Below are 14,680 nucleotides of genomic sequence, written 5' to 3'. Positions count from 1 at the left end.
ACCGCTTGTTTGCAGGCGCCCGTCGAACGACCCGCGGCACCTCGACCGGGCGGTGCATGTTGCGAACAAGCGGGAATAAGCCCCTAAGGCCGCATCGTCTTTTGACGTTGGTCAGTCGGCCGACGTCGGCACCCCGGGGAGAGGAAGTCAGTGATCTGGTCGAATGACGCAACCGGCCTGATACGCCAGCCGCCAGGCGAACCCGGCGCAGCGCGGGAGCGGGACGACCGGCGCGGGTCCGGCGGAACGCAAACCCTGTACCTCAGCGTGTTGCTGCTCATGGTGTCAACGGGGTGGGTCGCCAACCACTTCGTCGCGCTGATGCCTTTGATCAGCGATCGCCAGCACCTCAGCGCGACCACGCTCGACGCGATCTTCGGAATCTATGCGCTGGGGCTGATTCCCGGCCTGCTCATCGGCGGGCGCACCTCGGATGCGCTCGGGCGCCAGTCGGTGGCCTTGGCGGGTTCGACGACCGCTCTGGTCGGGACGGTGGCGATGCTGCTCTCCCAACAAGCCGACGTTCTGCTGGTGGGGCGCCTGATAGTAGGGGTCGGGGTGGGGCTCGCGATGACCTCCTGCACCGCATGGGCCTCCGATCTGAAAGGTCCCGCCGGAGCGGCGACCGCTGGTGCCGTGCTGATCGCCGGTTTCGCCGTCGGCCCATTCGCTGGTGGGCTGATCGCGCGGGCCGGACAACCCGGCATCGGGGTGTCGTTCGGCATCGCCGCCGCAATTGTCGTGGCGGCGATCGTTGTCACGTTGGTGGCCGGCCGCCGCACCGATGTGGCCGCGCCGGCAACTGCGCAAGCCCCGGAGCGGTCGACGCCGGTGCGGCAAGGCACCGCCTGGGCGTTGGGTTGGGCCATGCCGCTCGCGCCGTGGGTGTTCGCCTCTGCGACATTGGGATTCGTCACCATCCCTACCCGGCTGCACACCGGACTCGCCGCCCCGATGGCCGCGGGCACGGCGACGCTGATCGTCAATGGCGTCAGCGGGATCATCCAAATAGTCGCCCGCGCGGGCAAGTGGGGGCGGCAAGCCGGCACGGCCGGTGCACTGCTGGCGGCGCTCGGTTACGCCCTCACCGCGTTGGCGCCGCCGACCATGACGCTGGAGTTGGGGCTGCCGCTGTTCCTGGTTCTGGGCTGCGCCTCCGGCCTCTGCTTGCGCGCCGGCCTGATCGACCTGGAAACCGCAGCGCCGCAACGCCTGCGCGGTGCGCTCGTCGGGGTGTTCTACGTCGTGACCTACGTCGGATTCGGCCTTCCGCTGATACTGGCGACGGTGGGGTCGACGGTCTCGACGGCGATTCTCGCCGTGATGTCGGTGCTGGCGTTGGCGGCCGCGGTGAGTCGAGCGGTGCGGCTCAAGCGAGAAGGCCGCCGGCAGCGCTGATTCGGGGTTTAAGACGCCCGCTTGCGAGCGTCGTGCAGTCAGAGCAGCTCGCGCAGCGTCTCGATCAGCTTGACGCGCTCGGCGGGCGTACCGGCGATGGGCGCCACGTTCAGGGTGGTCACGCCCGATTCGCGGAACGCCGCCAGGCGTTCCTTGACGAACTCGCGCGTACCGATCAGGTTGATATCGCGCACGAGTTCGTCGGGCACGACCTTGGCGGCGCCGTCCTTGTCGCCGTCCAGGTAGAGCTCTTGAATCCGATCTGCTTGCGGGCCGTAACCATACCGGGTGGCCAGGGTGTGGTAGAAGTTCTTGCCCTTGGCGCCCATTCCGCCGATGTAGAGCGCCAGGTGCGGTTTGACGAATTCGCGTAAGGGCTCGACGTTTTCGCCGATGGCCAGGACGGGTCCGGCGCACACGTCGAGTTCGCCCAGTGCGGGGTCGCGCTTGGCCTGGCCGGCGGCCAGCGCCTTTCCCCACACGTCGCGCGCCTTCTCGGGCAAGTAAAATATCGGCTGCCAGCCCTCGGCCATCTCGGCGGCCAGCTCGACGTTCTTGGGTCCCAGCGCGGCGATCAGTATCGGGATGCTTTCCCGCACAGGCTGATTGATGAGTTTGAGTGGTTTTCCCAGTCCGCTGCCCTGCCCGTCTGGCAGCGGGATGGTGTAGTGCTTGCCCTGGTGGCGCAGGGTCTCGCGGCGCCACACCCGACGGCAGATGTTGATGACCTCGCGGGTGCGTGCGATCGGGGCGTCATAGGGCACACCATGGAAACCCTCGATGACTTGCGGCCCGGAGGCGCCCAAGCCGAGCGTGAACCGACCATCAGAGACGTAATCGAGGCCGGCGGCGGTCATCGCGGTCAGGGTGGGCGTGCGGGTGTAGAGCTGGAGAATGCCCGAGGCCAGCTGAACGCGTTCCGTGCTCGCCGCCAGGTAGCCCAGCGCGCTCACCGCATCGAACGAATACGCCTCGGGGACAAAGACGATGTCCAACCCGGCGCGTTCCAGGTCGGCCACCTCGGCGGCGACCTCCTTGAACCCGCCGGCGTAATTGATTGCCAATCCGATCCGCATGTTCGCCTACCTCTACGCGGTGGCGAACTGGTTGGCCAGTTCGACGGCCTCTTGCCGGATCAAGTCGAACTGGGCGCCCATCGCCTCGGACAGCGCGGTCGCGCCCGATAGCGGCCGCACCATCACCATGAAGTCGTCGATCAGCCCGTCGTCGTTGAAGTGCAGGAAGTCGCAACCGGTGACCTTTACGCCCGGCACCCCGGCTATGCCGGTCTCGAAGACGAACGCATGGTCGCGACCGTTGCCATCGGCGATCTCACGGATGTAGTGAAAGTCCTCGAAGACCCGCAACACGCCGCGCAGGATCGCCGCGGTGATCGGCTTGCCGACGTACGGCTTGAACGCGACCGGGCTGGTGAACACCACGGTGTCGGCCAGCATCGCCTGGATGGCCGCCTCGTCGCGCGCCTCGACCGCCTTACGGAAGGGATGCATCGGAAAACCTCGCACTAGACAACTTGTTGAGTAGGTGGGTCTGACGCTAGAGCCAGCGGGGGCCTATGTCGATGTGCGATTAATCACTTTATTGCGTATAGGCGTGGCTATACTGGCGGCCGTGTCGCTGCGTGACGCGGTGTTGGCCGCGCTCCTCGAGGGTGAGGCCTCCGGATACGACCTGGCCAAGGGGTTCGACGCCTCGGTCGCGAACTTCTGGATGGCCACCCCCCAACAGCTGTATCGCGAACTCGACCGGCTCGCTGAGCAAGGTCTCATCCAGGCCCGCGTGGTTCACCAGGAGCGTCGGCCCAACAAGCGCATGTTCTCGCTGACCGAGGCGGGCCGCGACGCCATCCGGCAGTTCACCGCCAGGCCGCCGAAGCGGTCGGTGATGCGCGATGACCTGCTGGTCAAGGTCCAGGCCGCCGACGCGGGCGACGCGCAGGCCGTCCGCGGATTCATCCTCGAACTACTGCATCGGGCCAACGCCAAATCGCAGCGCTACGAACGATTACGGGACCGGCTGCTCGGGGGCCGCGACGAGGACGAATACCTGGCCCAGACCGACCGGGTGGGCCCTTACCTGACGCTGCTGCGCGGAATATCGTTCGAACAGGAGAACATTCGCTGGGCCGAGCGCGCGCTGGCGATCATCGAGGACCGCCTGCCGTCGCACGCATGAAGCCCCCACGGGTGGACGCCTGGGGTACTTACGACGACGGAGTGTCCACCGCGTCACCGGGATACTGCTGACCGATCAGCTCGTCCTGACCGACCTCGGGAACGTTTCCCTCGCCGTTCGACCCGCCGCGCTTGGCCGATTTCTTCTTCGGCGCCTTATCCACTGTCGGCGCGGAAGCGCGATGACCGTTGGACGGCAGTCCGGCGGACTCGCTGGCGATCTCGATGGCCTTCTGTGTGTAGACGCGGTAGCCGAAGCTCGGTACATAGCCGTGGATTTCGGGTGTGTCGAGATCCCGCATGAACTGCAGGATGCCGCGGCTGAACACCTGGCCGGGCACCAGCACGGGGAATCCCGGCGGGTAGGGCGTGACGTAGGTCGCCGAGACCACGTCGATTCCGGCGTCCAGCCGTTCGTCGATCTGCTCGCCGGTGAGGTACTCGCAATTGGTGTCGTCGTAGGAGAGGTAGAAGCCCCGGCGGACATCGCCTTCCGGTGTCGGCTCGCTGCCGCTGTGGTCCAGGAATGCCGGGTGGAAGCCGCTGAAATCCGGTAGCGGCAATGACATTTCGGTGAGCCGATAAACGGCCTTCTGGAAGTGCTCCCGCTCGCCGAGACTCATCTCGGAAATGTTTTGGTCCAGCTCGCGGGCGATGTTGACCAGAACCTCGACCAGGAAAGCGACGGAGCTGCGCGTGGTTCCGATGTTCGTCATGAACAGCACGCTGTTGCGCGATGTCTTGTTGATCTGAATTCCATAGCGGTCCATCAGTTGTTGGCGTTTGAACGTGTCTCCGTCGTAGCCGGTCTGGCCGATGAACAACGTGATTCTCGACGGGTCGAGAACGAACTGATCCTGATCCCAGGCGGCCATCATGTTGCGCAGTCCGGAGCGCAGCGGCTGGGCGATCGCGGACGGCCGGAAGCTTTCCGGGATCAAGTCCGAAGTCCGAAGGCACCGCATGTATTTGCTGAGCAGCGGATGGTTGTCGATCGCGTCGCGGAGCTGCATCGCGTTTTCGATTTGCCGCTGGACCAATTCGACGCCCTCCAGCGCCACCTGCCGGCGACCCAGGTCCAGGGACGCCAGGATCTGATAGTTGGGCGAGGTCGAGGTGTGCGCCATGTACGCCTCGTGGAACGGCTCGGCGACTTTCTGGTCGAAGTCCTGGTCGAAGACGTGGATCATCGACCCCTGCCGCAGGGCGGTCAGCGTCTTGTGCGTCGACTGGGTGGCGTACACGCGTACCCGGGCTCTCGCCGGATCTGGGATGAGGCGGCGCTCCAAAAGCTCGTCGTCGCTGGGTGTTTCGGCACCATTGGTGGCCAGGTGCTCCTCGAAGCGGCGCTTGTAGTCGGGGTCCTGCAGCCGCTCGCGCAGGGCGCGCGCCGACGCCATCGCCGTGCGCGTCCGATAGACCGGGTGGAAACGGGCGAATGCGAACCAGGCTTCGTCCCACAGGAACACGAGGTCGGGCTTGATGGCCAGGCACTCCTCCATGACGCGCTCGACGTCGTAGACGATCCCGTCGAAGGTGCAGTTGGTCAACGACATCATCTTAACGCGGTCGAGCTTGCCGGCGCGTTTCAGCGCCAACAGTTTCGACTTGATCTCGCGCAAGGGAACCGCGCCGTACATCGAGTAGTCGTTGAGCGGATACGCCTCCAAATACACGACATTCGCGCCGGCGAGCATCATCCCGTAGTGATGGGACTGGTGGCAGTTGCGGTCGAGCAGCACGATGTCGCCGGGCGCCACCAGCGCCTGGGTGACGATCTTGTTCGCCGTCGACGTTCCGTTGGTGACGAAGTAGGTGTGACGGGACCCGTAGGCCTCCGCGGCGAGCTGCTGTGACTCCCGCAGCGGCCCGGTCGGCTCTAGCAGCGAGTCAAGGCCGCCGCAGGTGGCCGAGGTCTCGGCCATGAACACGTCCAGCCCGTAGAAGCCGACCATGTCCTTGATCCAGTGTGAGTTGACGATCGACTTGCCCTGCGAAATCGGCAGGGCGTGGAAAACGCCCGTGGGCCGGTGACTGTACTGCTTGAGCGCGCTGAAGAAGGGGGTGCGGTAGCGTGCCGCGACTCCCTGCAGGATCGACAGGTGCAGCTCGAGCATGCCTTCGCGGGCGTGAAAAACCCGGCGGAAGTACTGGCCGAGCCGCCCGGCGATTTCCTCCACCGCGATCTCGGTCATGAGAAAGAGGTCGAGTTCGGGCCGCAGCTTGGCCAGGGAAACCGCGAGGATCTGCGCGCGTTCCTCGGGCGATTGGTGGTCGGCCAACTCGTGCGAGACGTCGTTGTCGACAAACTCCGCCAGCGTCGACAGGTCCCGGGTCGATTGGTGCGAGAAGCGTCGCCGGATCACCACCGCCTGCAGGTTGACGTTTAGCCGCGCGGCGATGAGGGCCTCGTCCCCGCTGGCGACCACCACGAGCTCGTAGACGAATTCGTCGTCCGGGCGGCGCCATTTGCGCACCTCGTTGCGCAGCGCCCGTTCCTGGTCTTCGCTCATCTTCTCGACGACAAGCACCTCAAAGTACGGGCGGTCGCGCTGCGACGCCGGTTGGTGCTCGAGGAGTTGGCGCGGATCCGACGGAAACATGTCCAGCTCGTCGGCGCCGGCGTTGTCCACGTCCCCCGAGCGGTACGACTCGGTGGTCAGGGCGCGGTTGATCTGCGCGACCGCCTGCGAGAACTTGTCGTAGCTGCCCGCAGCGAAAGTTCGCTGAACTCGCGCGAATTGGGGCGAGCCCGGGTAGGCCCAATAGGGCTCCAGCGTGCTCAGGCGGGTGAGCAATTCCTGGCAGGTAGTCGCGTACTTTTCTTTCAGCGCTCCGGTGGTGGTGGGGCGCGTCAGCCGGTCGGCGGCCTCTTCCAGGTGGCACCACGAGTCGCTGCGGACCTGCCACAGGCTGTTGTAAGCGCGCAAGTGTTCTGTCATGGTCGCCCTTTCGCGGGTCGTGGCGACTTCTCCGTCCCGGAGCGTCGGTCAAGGTTCGCAGACCGAGCCCGCCCCCCGGTTACCGAGAGACAAACACCGCACGTCCGTCGGATGACGGCACGTATAGACGACGGTAACGAGTGCCTGGCCGCCTTTGCTGTGCCACCCGTTTAACGGCGCCACTCGCGGGTAGGCCCACGGACGTCGATGTTGTGACGACTAAGGACAACTAAGGAGGAAACAATGGCGACGGGGGAAACCGGCTTCGACGACGTCACTTTCGATCTTGTTTCGGTGCAGTACCACTCGTTGAAGGCCGGGCACGACTATGGGCAGTATGTGCGCGACGCCAAGAACGCGGGTCTCGACGACGTCGCGTCCTTCTTCGAGGAAGTCATGGCCGAGGATTCGAAGCGCGCGCAACGGTGCCATGAATTACTGGGGCATCTGACCAAGTAAGCCCCAGAGGGCTGGGAACCGTGCCGGGTGGTCGCGGCCGGCCTTCGGCTACCGTCGACGGTATGTCTGAAGTTTCCGGTCACGACCGAATCGAGGACGTCGCCGCCGGCGACATCATCGCCGTCGATCGCGGCTCCGGTGAACAGCCATACAAAGTGGTGTTCAAAGAGCCTGCCGACGAGGGCTACCTCATCACCGTCGAAGGCGACGGTGAAACGTTTCAGTTGAACCTGCCGGCCGGCGCCACGGTCAAGCGGTCGCTGGAGTCGAAGTGGGAATCCCCGCAGAGTCCCACCCCGCACTCGGACAGCTAGGCGCCGAGGCCGGCGGGGCATACTGCAAGCCATGGCCACCGTCGTCGCCTTCCACGCCCACCCCGACGACGAGGTGATCCTCACCGGCGGCACGCTCGCATCGGCGGCCGCGCAGGGACACCGCGTGGTCGTCGTCACCGCGACGGACGGGCGCGCGGGCAACGAACCGGACAACACTCGGCTTGGTGAACTGCGCTTGAGCACAAGCATTCTCGGGGCACACCGGGTCGAATGCCTGGGCTACGCCGATAGCGGCTATGGGCCTGCCTTCTACCCCGATCCTGTCGGCCGGATCAGATTCGCCCGGGCCGACGTCGACGAGGCGGCGGGGCGGCTCGCCGTGGTGCTTCGGTCCGAAGACGCGCAGGTACTACTCAGCTATCAGAGCAACGGCGGCTACGGTCACCGCGATCATGTGCAGGTGCACCGCGTCGGCAAGCGGGCCGCCGAATTGGCCGGGACGCCGCGGGTGCTCGAGGTGACGATGCCGCGCGAATTGTTGCGCCGCGTCGCTGAGGTTTGTCGCCTGCTGAGGTTGCCGGCACCCTACGACCTCGACGTGGTTCGCACCGCCTACACGCCGCGGGCGACCATCACCCACCGGATCAACGTCCGTCGGTTCGCTCGGCAAAAGCGAGACGCTCTCGCCGCCCATCGTTCGCAGATCGGTACCGGACTCAACGCGCGCCTGTTCGGGGCCCTGCTGAGGCTGCCACCCCAGGTGTTCGGCCTGATCTTCAGCTACGAATGGTTCGTCGATCCGGCGGCGCCGCCGGGGACGTTGGCCCACAACATCTTCGATCCACCCGCTCGATGAGGCACCTAAGATGAAGCCACCGGGCGGAGGGGTCAGGAAAGGCGGGGAGTCGGAATGGCTGACATCACCGAGTTGATCCTCGCCGATCACAACTGGTTCCGCGAACAGTTCGCCAGGTTGGACTACTTGGAGGCGCAGACACCGGTCGACCTCTCCGCACTCGAACGGGTGTGGCGTCCGCTCGCCGAGAAGCTCGACGTACACGCCTACATCGAAGAGAAGATCTTCTACCCACAACTGCTGAAGCGCGGCGCCGACGACCCCGAAGGCGAGACGCTCGATGCCATCGGCGACCACAACGACATCCGTGACGGGGTCCGCGCCGCCAACGCGGCACGGACCGGCACCGACGAATGGTGGGCGGCGGTCGGCCGCACCCGAGTGGCCAACGACGACCACATGGGCGAAGAGGAACGCGAAGGGCTGTCGGACTTCCGCCGCCACGCCCCCATCGGGCTTCGCGAGGCACTCGGCCGGCAGTACGGCGAATTCATGACCCAGCATCCCACCACCAAGGGATTGCCGATCGTCGACCGCGACCCCGAGCGCTACGTGGAGGACGTGGAGACCCCGGCACCGTCCAAGCGCACCGACTTTTCGCTCCACATCGGCAGCCTGAAAGGCCAATGAGCCGCGGCGGGTGGTTAACTTCGAGCGTGCGAAGAGAACCGGGTTTGGCGCGACGCTTCTTCGATCGATTCGAGCCGGTGCATGCGGTGACGTATTTCGCGCCGGAGGCGCGGGCGGCGTTGGACGGGCTGGGTTACCGGGGCTTCTGGATGGGCTACTTCGCCGCCCGATCGGCGCCCCTGGGCATGGTGCCACGTGAGGTGGTCGCCGCGATCTTCTACAACTTCGCCCCCGAACGCGTCGCCAAGGCACTGCCGGCGGCCTGGCAGGTCGCCGGACCCGAAGCCGCGTTGCGCGCCCGGCAGGAATCCGCGGTCGCGGCGCTGCGCCGCTACGGCATCGAGGCGGATGAAAACGTCGCTCTGGCAGGCGAATTGGCGGGCAAGGCGGCACGCGGGGCGCCACTCGATGGGCGACCGTTGTTCGCCGCGAATCTGGCGCTGCCCTGGCCGGACGAACCGCTGGCGGCGCTGTGGCATGCGGCGACGCTGTTGCGCGAACAGCGCGGCGACGCGCACGTGGCCGTCCTGGCCGCCGCCGGCGTCTCGGGTCGGGAGTCCAACGTGCTGCACGCGGCGGCGGACCGGATTCCGCGCGACTACATCGCCCGCACCCGCGATTACGACGACGCGGCGTGGCGGCTCCACGAGCAACGGCTGGCCGAGCGGGGGTTGCTCGACGGCAACGGATCGCTGACCGAGGCCGGCCGGGAATTGAAGGACCGCATCGAATCGAACACCGACGCGCTCGGCCTGTCGGCGCTCGACGCGCTCAGCGACGACGAGGTGGAGACGCTGTTCCAGGCGCTGACTCCGATCACGCGGGCCGTGGTCGCCGGCGGCGATGTGCCCGCCGTCACTCCGATGGCTCTGCGCCGTGACGATTTAGACGATGCCAGCGCGCATTTGGGGAACCCCTAGCCAAGCGCTCAGGTGCTCCCCGGTGCGCCGCTGACCGATTGGGCCGCAATGTAATCCATCGGCGCTCCGTCGCCGTTGGACTCGCCGCGGTCGGCGACGGCGGTGGCCAGCGCCGTGCCGTCCTGGATGGTCCCGACAATGTCTACCTGGTCGTTGACGGTGAAATGCGAAGCGGCGGAGGCGGGTTGGCCGACGCCGCGGGAAATGACGGTGGTGTTCGGAGTCACGCGGTAGGTCTGGGTATAGCCGTTGGCGCTGCGCGCGGTCACCGAGTCCGCCGACACGGCGATCACGGTGCCCTCTTGGCGCACCGGCTGCGAGACCGGCGGCCCCAGGGTCGTTTGAACCGTTGGCTTTTCGGGTTCGACGTAGGCGACTAGCGCCGTCAAGCTCGCCGCACACAGCATCGAGGCGGAGACGATCTCACATGCCGTCGACAGGCCGGACATCCTGCGCCGCGCGCCGCGACGGGCCAGCGGCTGTCTTTGCTCCAGCGCTTCGGTCATGCGGTGCTTGGCGCCCACGGTCAGTCCTTCCTGCGGCTTTGCGCCGACGGACGTCGGCGCCTACCGAATCAGGTCGTTGCTCGTGGTGTTACCCGCAGGGTTCGATCGGTAAACCGGCCGGAAAGCGCGGCCCATTCCAGCCGGCGGTCGGTTCCCGGTCGTCAGCCCTTGGCCAGGGTGAATTGCGCGACGTCGGTGTAGCCCTCGCGGAACAGATCGGCGCAACCGGTCAAGTACTTCATGTACCGGTCGTACACCTCTTGGGACTGAATCGCGATGGCCTCGTCGCGCTGCGCCTCGAGCGCGGCCGCCCACGTGTCGAGGGTGCGGGCGTAATGCGGCCGCAGCTGCTGGACCCGCTTGACGGCGAAGCCGGCACGCTCGGCGTGCTCTTCGACGGACCTGGCGTTGGGCAGGTCTCCACCCGGGAAGATCTCGTCCATGATGAACTTCATGAACCGGATCTTGGTCATGGTGATGGGCAGTGCGCGCTCGGCGAATTCCGCATCGCTGGGCTTGATGATGGTGTGCAGCAGCATGACGCCGTCTGCCGGCAGCGCCTCGTAGGCCATCTTGAAGAAGTCGTTGTAGCGGTCGCGTCCGAAGTGTTCGAAGGCGCCGATCGACACGATGCGGTCCACCTTCTCATCGAACTGCTCCCAGCCCTGCAGCAGCACACGCTTGCTTCGCGGCGAAGGGTGCTTGTCGAGCCGTTGTTGGACGTGAGCCTGCTGGTTGCGGCTCAGCGTCAGCCCCACCACGTTGACGTCGTACTGCTCGAGCGCACGCACGATCGTGGTGCCCCACCCGCAGCCGATGTCCAGCAACGTCATGCCGGGTTGTAGCCCGAGCTTGCCCAGCGAGAGGTCGATCTTCGCGACCTGTGCCTCTTCGAGGGTCATGTCATCGCGTTCGAAGTAAGCGCAGCTATACGTCCGCGTGGGATCCAGGAAAAGCTTGAAGAACTCGTCGGAGAGGTCGTAGTGCGCCTGCACGTCGTCGAAATGCGGCTCCAAGCTGACGGTTTCGCTGGGATTTTCGGGCAAGGCACTACCTCTGACGTTGGTCTTTATGGGTTCAGCGGCGTGCGATCGAAGCCGCTCGATACTTGATGGCCCACCAGTGTATCCGGCCGGCCCGCGGCCCCGACCAGGCCGCTCCCGAATTTCGGAGCGCTCATTCGCGTGTAGCGGGCCCCGGCTGTGGCTAAAGGGAGATAGAAGACGTGCCGGCCGGACGGCACGGCCGCAAGGAATGGGGGCAACCATGGAACCGATATCGCCGACGGATGCACTGTTTCTGATCGGCGAGTCACGTGAACATCCGATGCACGTGGGATCGCTACAGCTCTTCGAGCCGCCCGAGGACGCGGGACCTCATTTCGTCCGCGAGTCCTACCAGGCGATGCTCGAGTGCACGGATGTGCAGCCGACGTTCCGCAAGCACCCGGCGTTCTTCGGCGGCGTCACCAACGTCGCGTGGTCGTTCGACAAGGACGTCGAACTCGATTACCACCTACGCCGCTCAGCCCTGCCTGAGCCGGGACGGGTCCGTGACCTGCTGGAGCTGACTTCCCGATTGCACGGCAGCCTGCTGGACAGACACCGCCCGTTGTGGGAAGCACACCTGGTCGAGGGTCTGGAGGACGGGCGGTACGCGGTCTACACGAAATACCATCACTCCCTGATGGACGGCGTCTCGGCGCTGCGGTTGATGCAGCGCGCATTCACGTCCGATCCTGACGATGACGAGGTGCGCGTTCCCTGGAGCCTCGGCCCACGCAAACGCAGCGAGGCACGGAAACGTCCGTCGCTGTTCGAGCGGGCCGGCCGCACCGCGGGCTCGGCGCTCGCGTTGGCGCCGTCGTCGTTGAAGCTGGCGCGAGCCGCGCTGCTCGAACAACAACTGACCCTCCCGTTTCGGGCGCCGCGCAGCATGTTCAACGTGCGAATCGGCGGTGCCCGGCGGGTCGCCGCGCAGTCCTGGTCCTTGGACCGCATCAAGGCGGTCAAATCGGCCGCCGGGGTCACGGTCAACGACGTGGTGCTGGCCATGTCGTCCGGGGCGCTGCGCGCCTACCTGATCGAGCAGAACGCCCTGCCGGAAGCCCCGTTGACCGCGATGGTGCCGGTCAATCTCCGCAAGAGCGACGATGACGGCGGCGGCAACATGGTCGGGACCTTTTTGTGCAACCTGGCGACCGACCTCGACGACCCGGGGAAGCGGCTCGAGATCATCAGCACGTCGATCCGCGACACCAAGGAAATCTTCCAGCAGCTGCCACCGGTTCAGCAGCTGGCGTTGTCGGCATTCAACATCGGCGGGCTTTTCTTCGGATTGCTCCCCGGCTACCTCTCGACCGCCTCGCCGCCATTCAACATCGTCATCTCGAATGTCTCGACCGGCCGATCCGAGCCGCTGTATTGGCGCGGCGCGCGCGTGGACGGCAACTATCCCCTGTCCATCGCACTCGAGGGCCAAGCGGTCAACATCACCGTGACCAACAACGCCAACAACCTCGACTTCGGAATCGTCGGCTGCCGTCGCAGCGTCCCGCACCTGCAGCGGATGCTGGGCCACCTGGAGACGTCGCTGAAGGATCTGGAGCGCGCGGTCGGCGTGTGACGCGTCATCCCAGACGATCGGGGCGGGTGGCGTAGTCCAGGCAGACGGTCGTGCCGTCGGGACGCGCGTTGATGGTGCAGTGGTCGGCGAGCGCGTGCATCAACATGATGCCGCGGGAGGCCCGGGGCTCACAGAGCCTGCGCGCCGCCGGGCGGTGCCAGGTTCCGCGGTCGCTGACGCACACGCAGATCGATTGGGCGGCGGGATCGTGGCTGGCGTGAAGTCTCATGGTGCCGACCATGCGGTGGGCGCGGTAGGCGTGCTCGACGCAATTGGCCAGCGCTTCGTTGACGCCCAAGACGATGTCATCGCGAATGTCAGCCGGCGCTTCGGTCACCTCTTGCAGCCACCGCTGCAGGACACGGCGTAACTCCGTCGCGGTCGCGGCGTCGGCGACACCGGCGCAGGTCAACTGAAGGGGGTTGGTGGCCGCAGGCGCTTCGGCAATCATGAAGGCGGCATACCCAGTTGTGCCCGGGGCGATAACACGTTCGGCGTCTCGCTTCGGACACAGCTGGGTGCATGTTCAAAATCCAATCGCCAAAACGAATGTGGCGCATCGAGCGGATCAGCGGCGGTTGGCGAAATACTTCTTGTAGGCCTCTGCCGAGGCGCGCAGGTTCGGATCGGCTTGGAACTTCGGCTCGAATTTCGCCCACGCCGCCTCGCGCTTGGCGGGGATGTACTCCGTCGGCCAGTAGGGGTGCTCCTGCGGCCGGTAGTCGCGTAGCACGCGGCGGGCCACGGTGGCCTTGTGCACCTCGTCGGCGCCGTCGGCGAGGCCCATCGTCGGCGCACCCGCATACATCGCCTGCAGCGGGGTGAGGTCCGTCGTGCCGAGTGACCCAAGAATGTGCAGGGCGTGAAACGACACCTCGCGCAGCACCTTGGCCATCGTGAACTTGACGGTCGCGATCTCGGTACGGGCGTCCTTGGTGCTGGAATTGTCGATTTTCCACGCGGTTTCGAGCACCAGCAGCCGCAGCATGCGGATCGCGGCGTACGAATCGGCGATCTTCTCCTGCACCATCTGGTGCTCGGCGATGGTTTTGCCGTGCGATTCTCGCGACAGCGCCCGCTCGCACATCATGTCGAAGGCGAGCTTGCATTGGGCGATGGTGCGCATGGCGTGGTGGATGCGTCCGCCGCCCAGGCGGCGTTGGGCCAGGGTTTTCGCCCCGTCCTCCGGGCCGAGCAGGTGGTCGAGCGGAACGCGGACGTCCCGGTAGATGATGTGGTTGTGGTTGCGGGGCTCGGGCTGGATCTCCACGCCCGGGGTCTTGCGTGGCACGACGAACATGCCGTTCGTGCACATCACGAAGAGGATGTCGGCCACGCGGCCCGCCGACGTGAACCACTTCTCTCCGTTGATGACCCACTCGTCGCCGTCGCGCACGGCGTGGGTCTTGAACAGGTTGGGGTCCGATCCGCCCTGCGGCTCGGTCATCGAGTAGGCCGAGAACATGTCCTGGTCGAGCAGGGGCCGCAGCCAGCGCCGCTTTTGCTCCTCGGTGCCGTAGGCGGCGAGCATCTCCATGTTGCCGGTGTCGGGGGCGGCCGCGCCGAACACTTGCGGCGCCGACGGGTAACGGCCGATCACCTCGTTCAGGAGCGCCAGCTTGAGCTGGCCGAACCCCGGGCCGCCCAGTTCCTCATCGAGGAAGATCGCCCACAGCCCCTGGTCCTTGATCTGTTGCTGCAGGCCGCGGACGTAGGCCTTGACGGTCGGATCGGGCGAGCGGATCGCGTGGGGAAAGACAAACTGCAGCGGCTCGATTTCCTCCCGGCAGAACGCCTCGACCCAGTCGAGCTTTTCCTGGAAATCCGGATCGGTCGAGAAGTCCCACGCCACGTTGGTCTCCGTTCTGCCACGG

Annotated in this window: 15 protein-coding genes; 8 read left to right on the top strand and 7 right to left on the bottom strand. The window is 66.0% G+C overall.

Annotation, left to right across the window (positions count from 1 at the left end; all coding sequences use genetic code 11):
- Positions 1–150: 150 nt before the first annotated feature.
- Entirely contained in the window at positions 151–1,398 is a 1,248-nt protein-coding gene (locus tag A5764_RS06145) for an MFS transporter (protein ID WP_231989623.1), read from the top strand.
- A 38-nt stretch (positions 1,399–1,436) separates the two neighbouring features.
- On the opposite strand, the gene A5764_RS06140 is transcribed toward A5764_RS06145, so the two are convergent.
- Both A5764_RS06140 and A5764_RS06135 read right to left on the bottom strand, forming a co-directional pair.
- The gene (locus tag A5764_RS06140) at positions 1,437–2,474 is read right to left on the bottom strand and encodes an LLM class F420-dependent oxidoreductase (RefSeq protein ID WP_067110101.1); all 1,038 of its coding nucleotides are present in this window, start codon (positions 2,472–2,474) and stop codon (positions 1,437–1,439) included.
- Positions 2,475–2,486: 12 nt separating this feature from the next.
- Entirely contained in the window at positions 2,487–2,909 is a 423-nt protein-coding gene (locus A5764_RS06135; protein ID WP_067110099.1) for a nuclear transport factor 2 family protein, read from the bottom strand.
- A 121-nt stretch (positions 2,910–3,030) separates the two neighbouring features.
- On the opposite strand from A5764_RS06135, the gene A5764_RS06130 reads away from it, so the two are divergent.
- On the top strand, positions 3,031–3,594 hold the full coding sequence (locus A5764_RS06130; RefSeq protein WP_067110249.1) for a PadR family transcriptional regulator: 564 nt from the start codon (positions 3,031–3,033) through the stop codon (positions 3,592–3,594).
- Positions 3,595–3,622: 28 nt separating this feature from the next.
- Here A5764_RS06130 and A5764_RS06125 read toward each other — a convergent pair whose 3' ends face one another.
- Entirely contained in the window at positions 3,623–6,535 is a 2,913-nt protein-coding gene (locus A5764_RS06125) for an aminotransferase class I/II-fold pyridoxal phosphate-dependent enzyme (RefSeq protein ID WP_067110096.1), read from the bottom strand.
- 243 nt (positions 6,536–6,778) lie between these two features.
- Here A5764_RS06125 and A5764_RS06120 point away from each other — a divergent pair, with 243 nt between their 5' ends.
- The 5 genes from A5764_RS06120 (at position 6,779) to A5764_RS06100 (ending at position 9,675) form a co-directional block, all read left to right on the top strand.
- On the top strand, positions 6,779–6,994 hold the full coding sequence (locus tag A5764_RS06120) for an acyl carrier protein (protein WP_067110094.1): 216 nt from the start codon (positions 6,779–6,781) through the stop codon (positions 6,992–6,994).
- Positions 6,995–7,056: 62 nt separating this feature from the next.
- Positions 7,057–7,308, top strand: coding sequence for a hypothetical protein (locus A5764_RS06115; protein WP_067110091.1), 252 nt, complete (start codon positions 7,057–7,059; stop codon positions 7,306–7,308).
- A gap of 31 nt (positions 7,309–7,339) precedes the next feature.
- Positions 7,340–8,125 (top strand): PIG-L deacetylase family protein, encoded by a 786-nt coding sequence (locus A5764_RS06110; RefSeq protein ID WP_067110088.1) that lies wholly within the window; start codon positions 7,340–7,342, stop codon positions 8,123–8,125.
- Between the two features lie 54 nt (positions 8,126–8,179).
- The gene (locus tag A5764_RS06105) at positions 8,180–8,755 is read left to right on the top strand and encodes a hemerythrin domain-containing protein (protein WP_067110085.1); all 576 of its coding nucleotides are present in this window, start codon (positions 8,180–8,182) and stop codon (positions 8,753–8,755) included.
- A 26-nt stretch (positions 8,756–8,781) separates the two neighbouring features.
- Entirely contained in the window at positions 8,782–9,675 is an 894-nt protein-coding gene (locus A5764_RS06100) for a hypothetical protein (RefSeq protein WP_067110081.1), read from the top strand.
- 8 nt (positions 9,676–9,683) lie between these two features.
- Here the strand turns inward: A5764_RS06100 and A5764_RS06095 are convergent, their stop codons facing one another.
- Both A5764_RS06095 and A5764_RS06090 read right to left on the bottom strand, forming a co-directional pair.
- Positions 9,684–10,199, bottom strand: a complete 516-nt coding sequence (locus tag A5764_RS06095) for a hypothetical protein (RefSeq protein WP_067110079.1) — start codon at positions 10,197–10,199, stop codon at positions 9,684–9,686.
- A gap of 143 nt (positions 10,200–10,342) precedes the next feature.
- Positions 10,343–11,227, bottom strand: coding sequence for a cyclopropane mycolic acid synthase family methyltransferase (locus tag A5764_RS06090; RefSeq protein WP_067110076.1), 885 nt, complete (start codon positions 11,225–11,227; stop codon positions 10,343–10,345).
- Between the two features lie 220 nt (positions 11,228–11,447).
- Between A5764_RS06090 and A5764_RS06085 the strand changes: the two genes are divergently transcribed.
- Positions 11,448–12,806 carry a wax ester/triacylglycerol synthase family O-acyltransferase gene (locus tag A5764_RS06085; RefSeq protein ID WP_067110073.1) on the top strand — a complete coding sequence of 453 codons (1,359 nt, stop codon included), beginning with the start codon at positions 11,448–11,450 and terminating at the stop codon, positions 12,804–12,806.
- A 4-nt stretch (positions 12,807–12,810) separates the two neighbouring features.
- Here the strand turns inward: A5764_RS06085 and A5764_RS06080 are convergent, their stop codons facing one another.
- Positions 12,811–13,257, bottom strand: a complete 447-nt coding sequence (locus A5764_RS06080) for an ATP-binding protein (RefSeq protein WP_067110070.1) — start codon at positions 13,255–13,257, stop codon at positions 12,811–12,813.
- 117 nt (positions 13,258–13,374) lie between these two features.
- Positions 13,375–14,658, bottom strand: a complete 1,284-nt coding sequence (locus A5764_RS06075) for an acyl-CoA dehydrogenase family protein (RefSeq protein ID WP_067110068.1) — start codon at positions 14,656–14,658, stop codon at positions 13,375–13,377.
- Positions 14,659–14,680: the final 22 nt, after the last annotated feature.

This window comes from Mycobacterium sp. 852002-51057_SCH5723018 (genome assembly GCF_001667035.1).
Lineage (GTDB): Bacteria > Actinomycetota > Actinomycetes > Mycobacteriales > Mycobacteriaceae > Mycobacterium.
Note: the sequence above shows the minus strand (reverse complement) of the source record. Positions and strands in the feature narration are given on the sequence as shown.

Excerpts from the sequence above, each read along its gene's own strand:
- A5764_RS06115 (WP_067110091.1), top strand. The coding sequence starts at position 7,057 with ATGTCTGAAGTTTCCGGTCACGACCGAATCGAGGACGTCGCCGCCGGC.
- A5764_RS06105 (WP_067110085.1), top strand. The coding sequence starts at position 8,180 with ATGGCTGACATCACCGAGTTGATCCTCGCCGATCACAACTGGTTCCGC.
- A5764_RS06080 (WP_067110070.1), bottom strand. The coding sequence starts at position 13,257 with ATGATTGCCGAAGCGCCTGCGGCCACCAACCCCCTTCAGTTGACCTGC.
- A5764_RS06135 (WP_067110099.1), bottom strand. The coding sequence starts at position 2,909 with ATGCATCCCTTCCGTAAGGCGGTCGAGGCGCGCGACGAGGCGGCCATC.
- A5764_RS06120 (WP_067110094.1), top strand. The coding sequence starts at position 6,779 with ATGGCGACGGGGGAAACCGGCTTCGACGACGTCACTTTCGATCTTGTT.
- A5764_RS06140 (WP_067110101.1), bottom strand. The coding sequence starts at position 2,474 with ATGCGGATCGGATTGGCAATCAATTACGCCGGCGGGTTCAAGGAGGTC.
- A5764_RS06125 (WP_067110096.1), bottom strand. The coding sequence starts at position 6,535 with ATGACAGAACACTTGCGCGCTTACAACAGCCTGTGGCAGGTCCGCAGC.
- A5764_RS06085 (WP_067110073.1), top strand. The coding sequence starts at position 11,448 with ATGGAACCGATATCGCCGACGGATGCACTGTTTCTGATCGGCGAGTCA.
- A5764_RS06110 (WP_067110088.1), top strand. The coding sequence starts at position 7,340 with ATGGCCACCGTCGTCGCCTTCCACGCCCACCCCGACGACGAGGTGATC.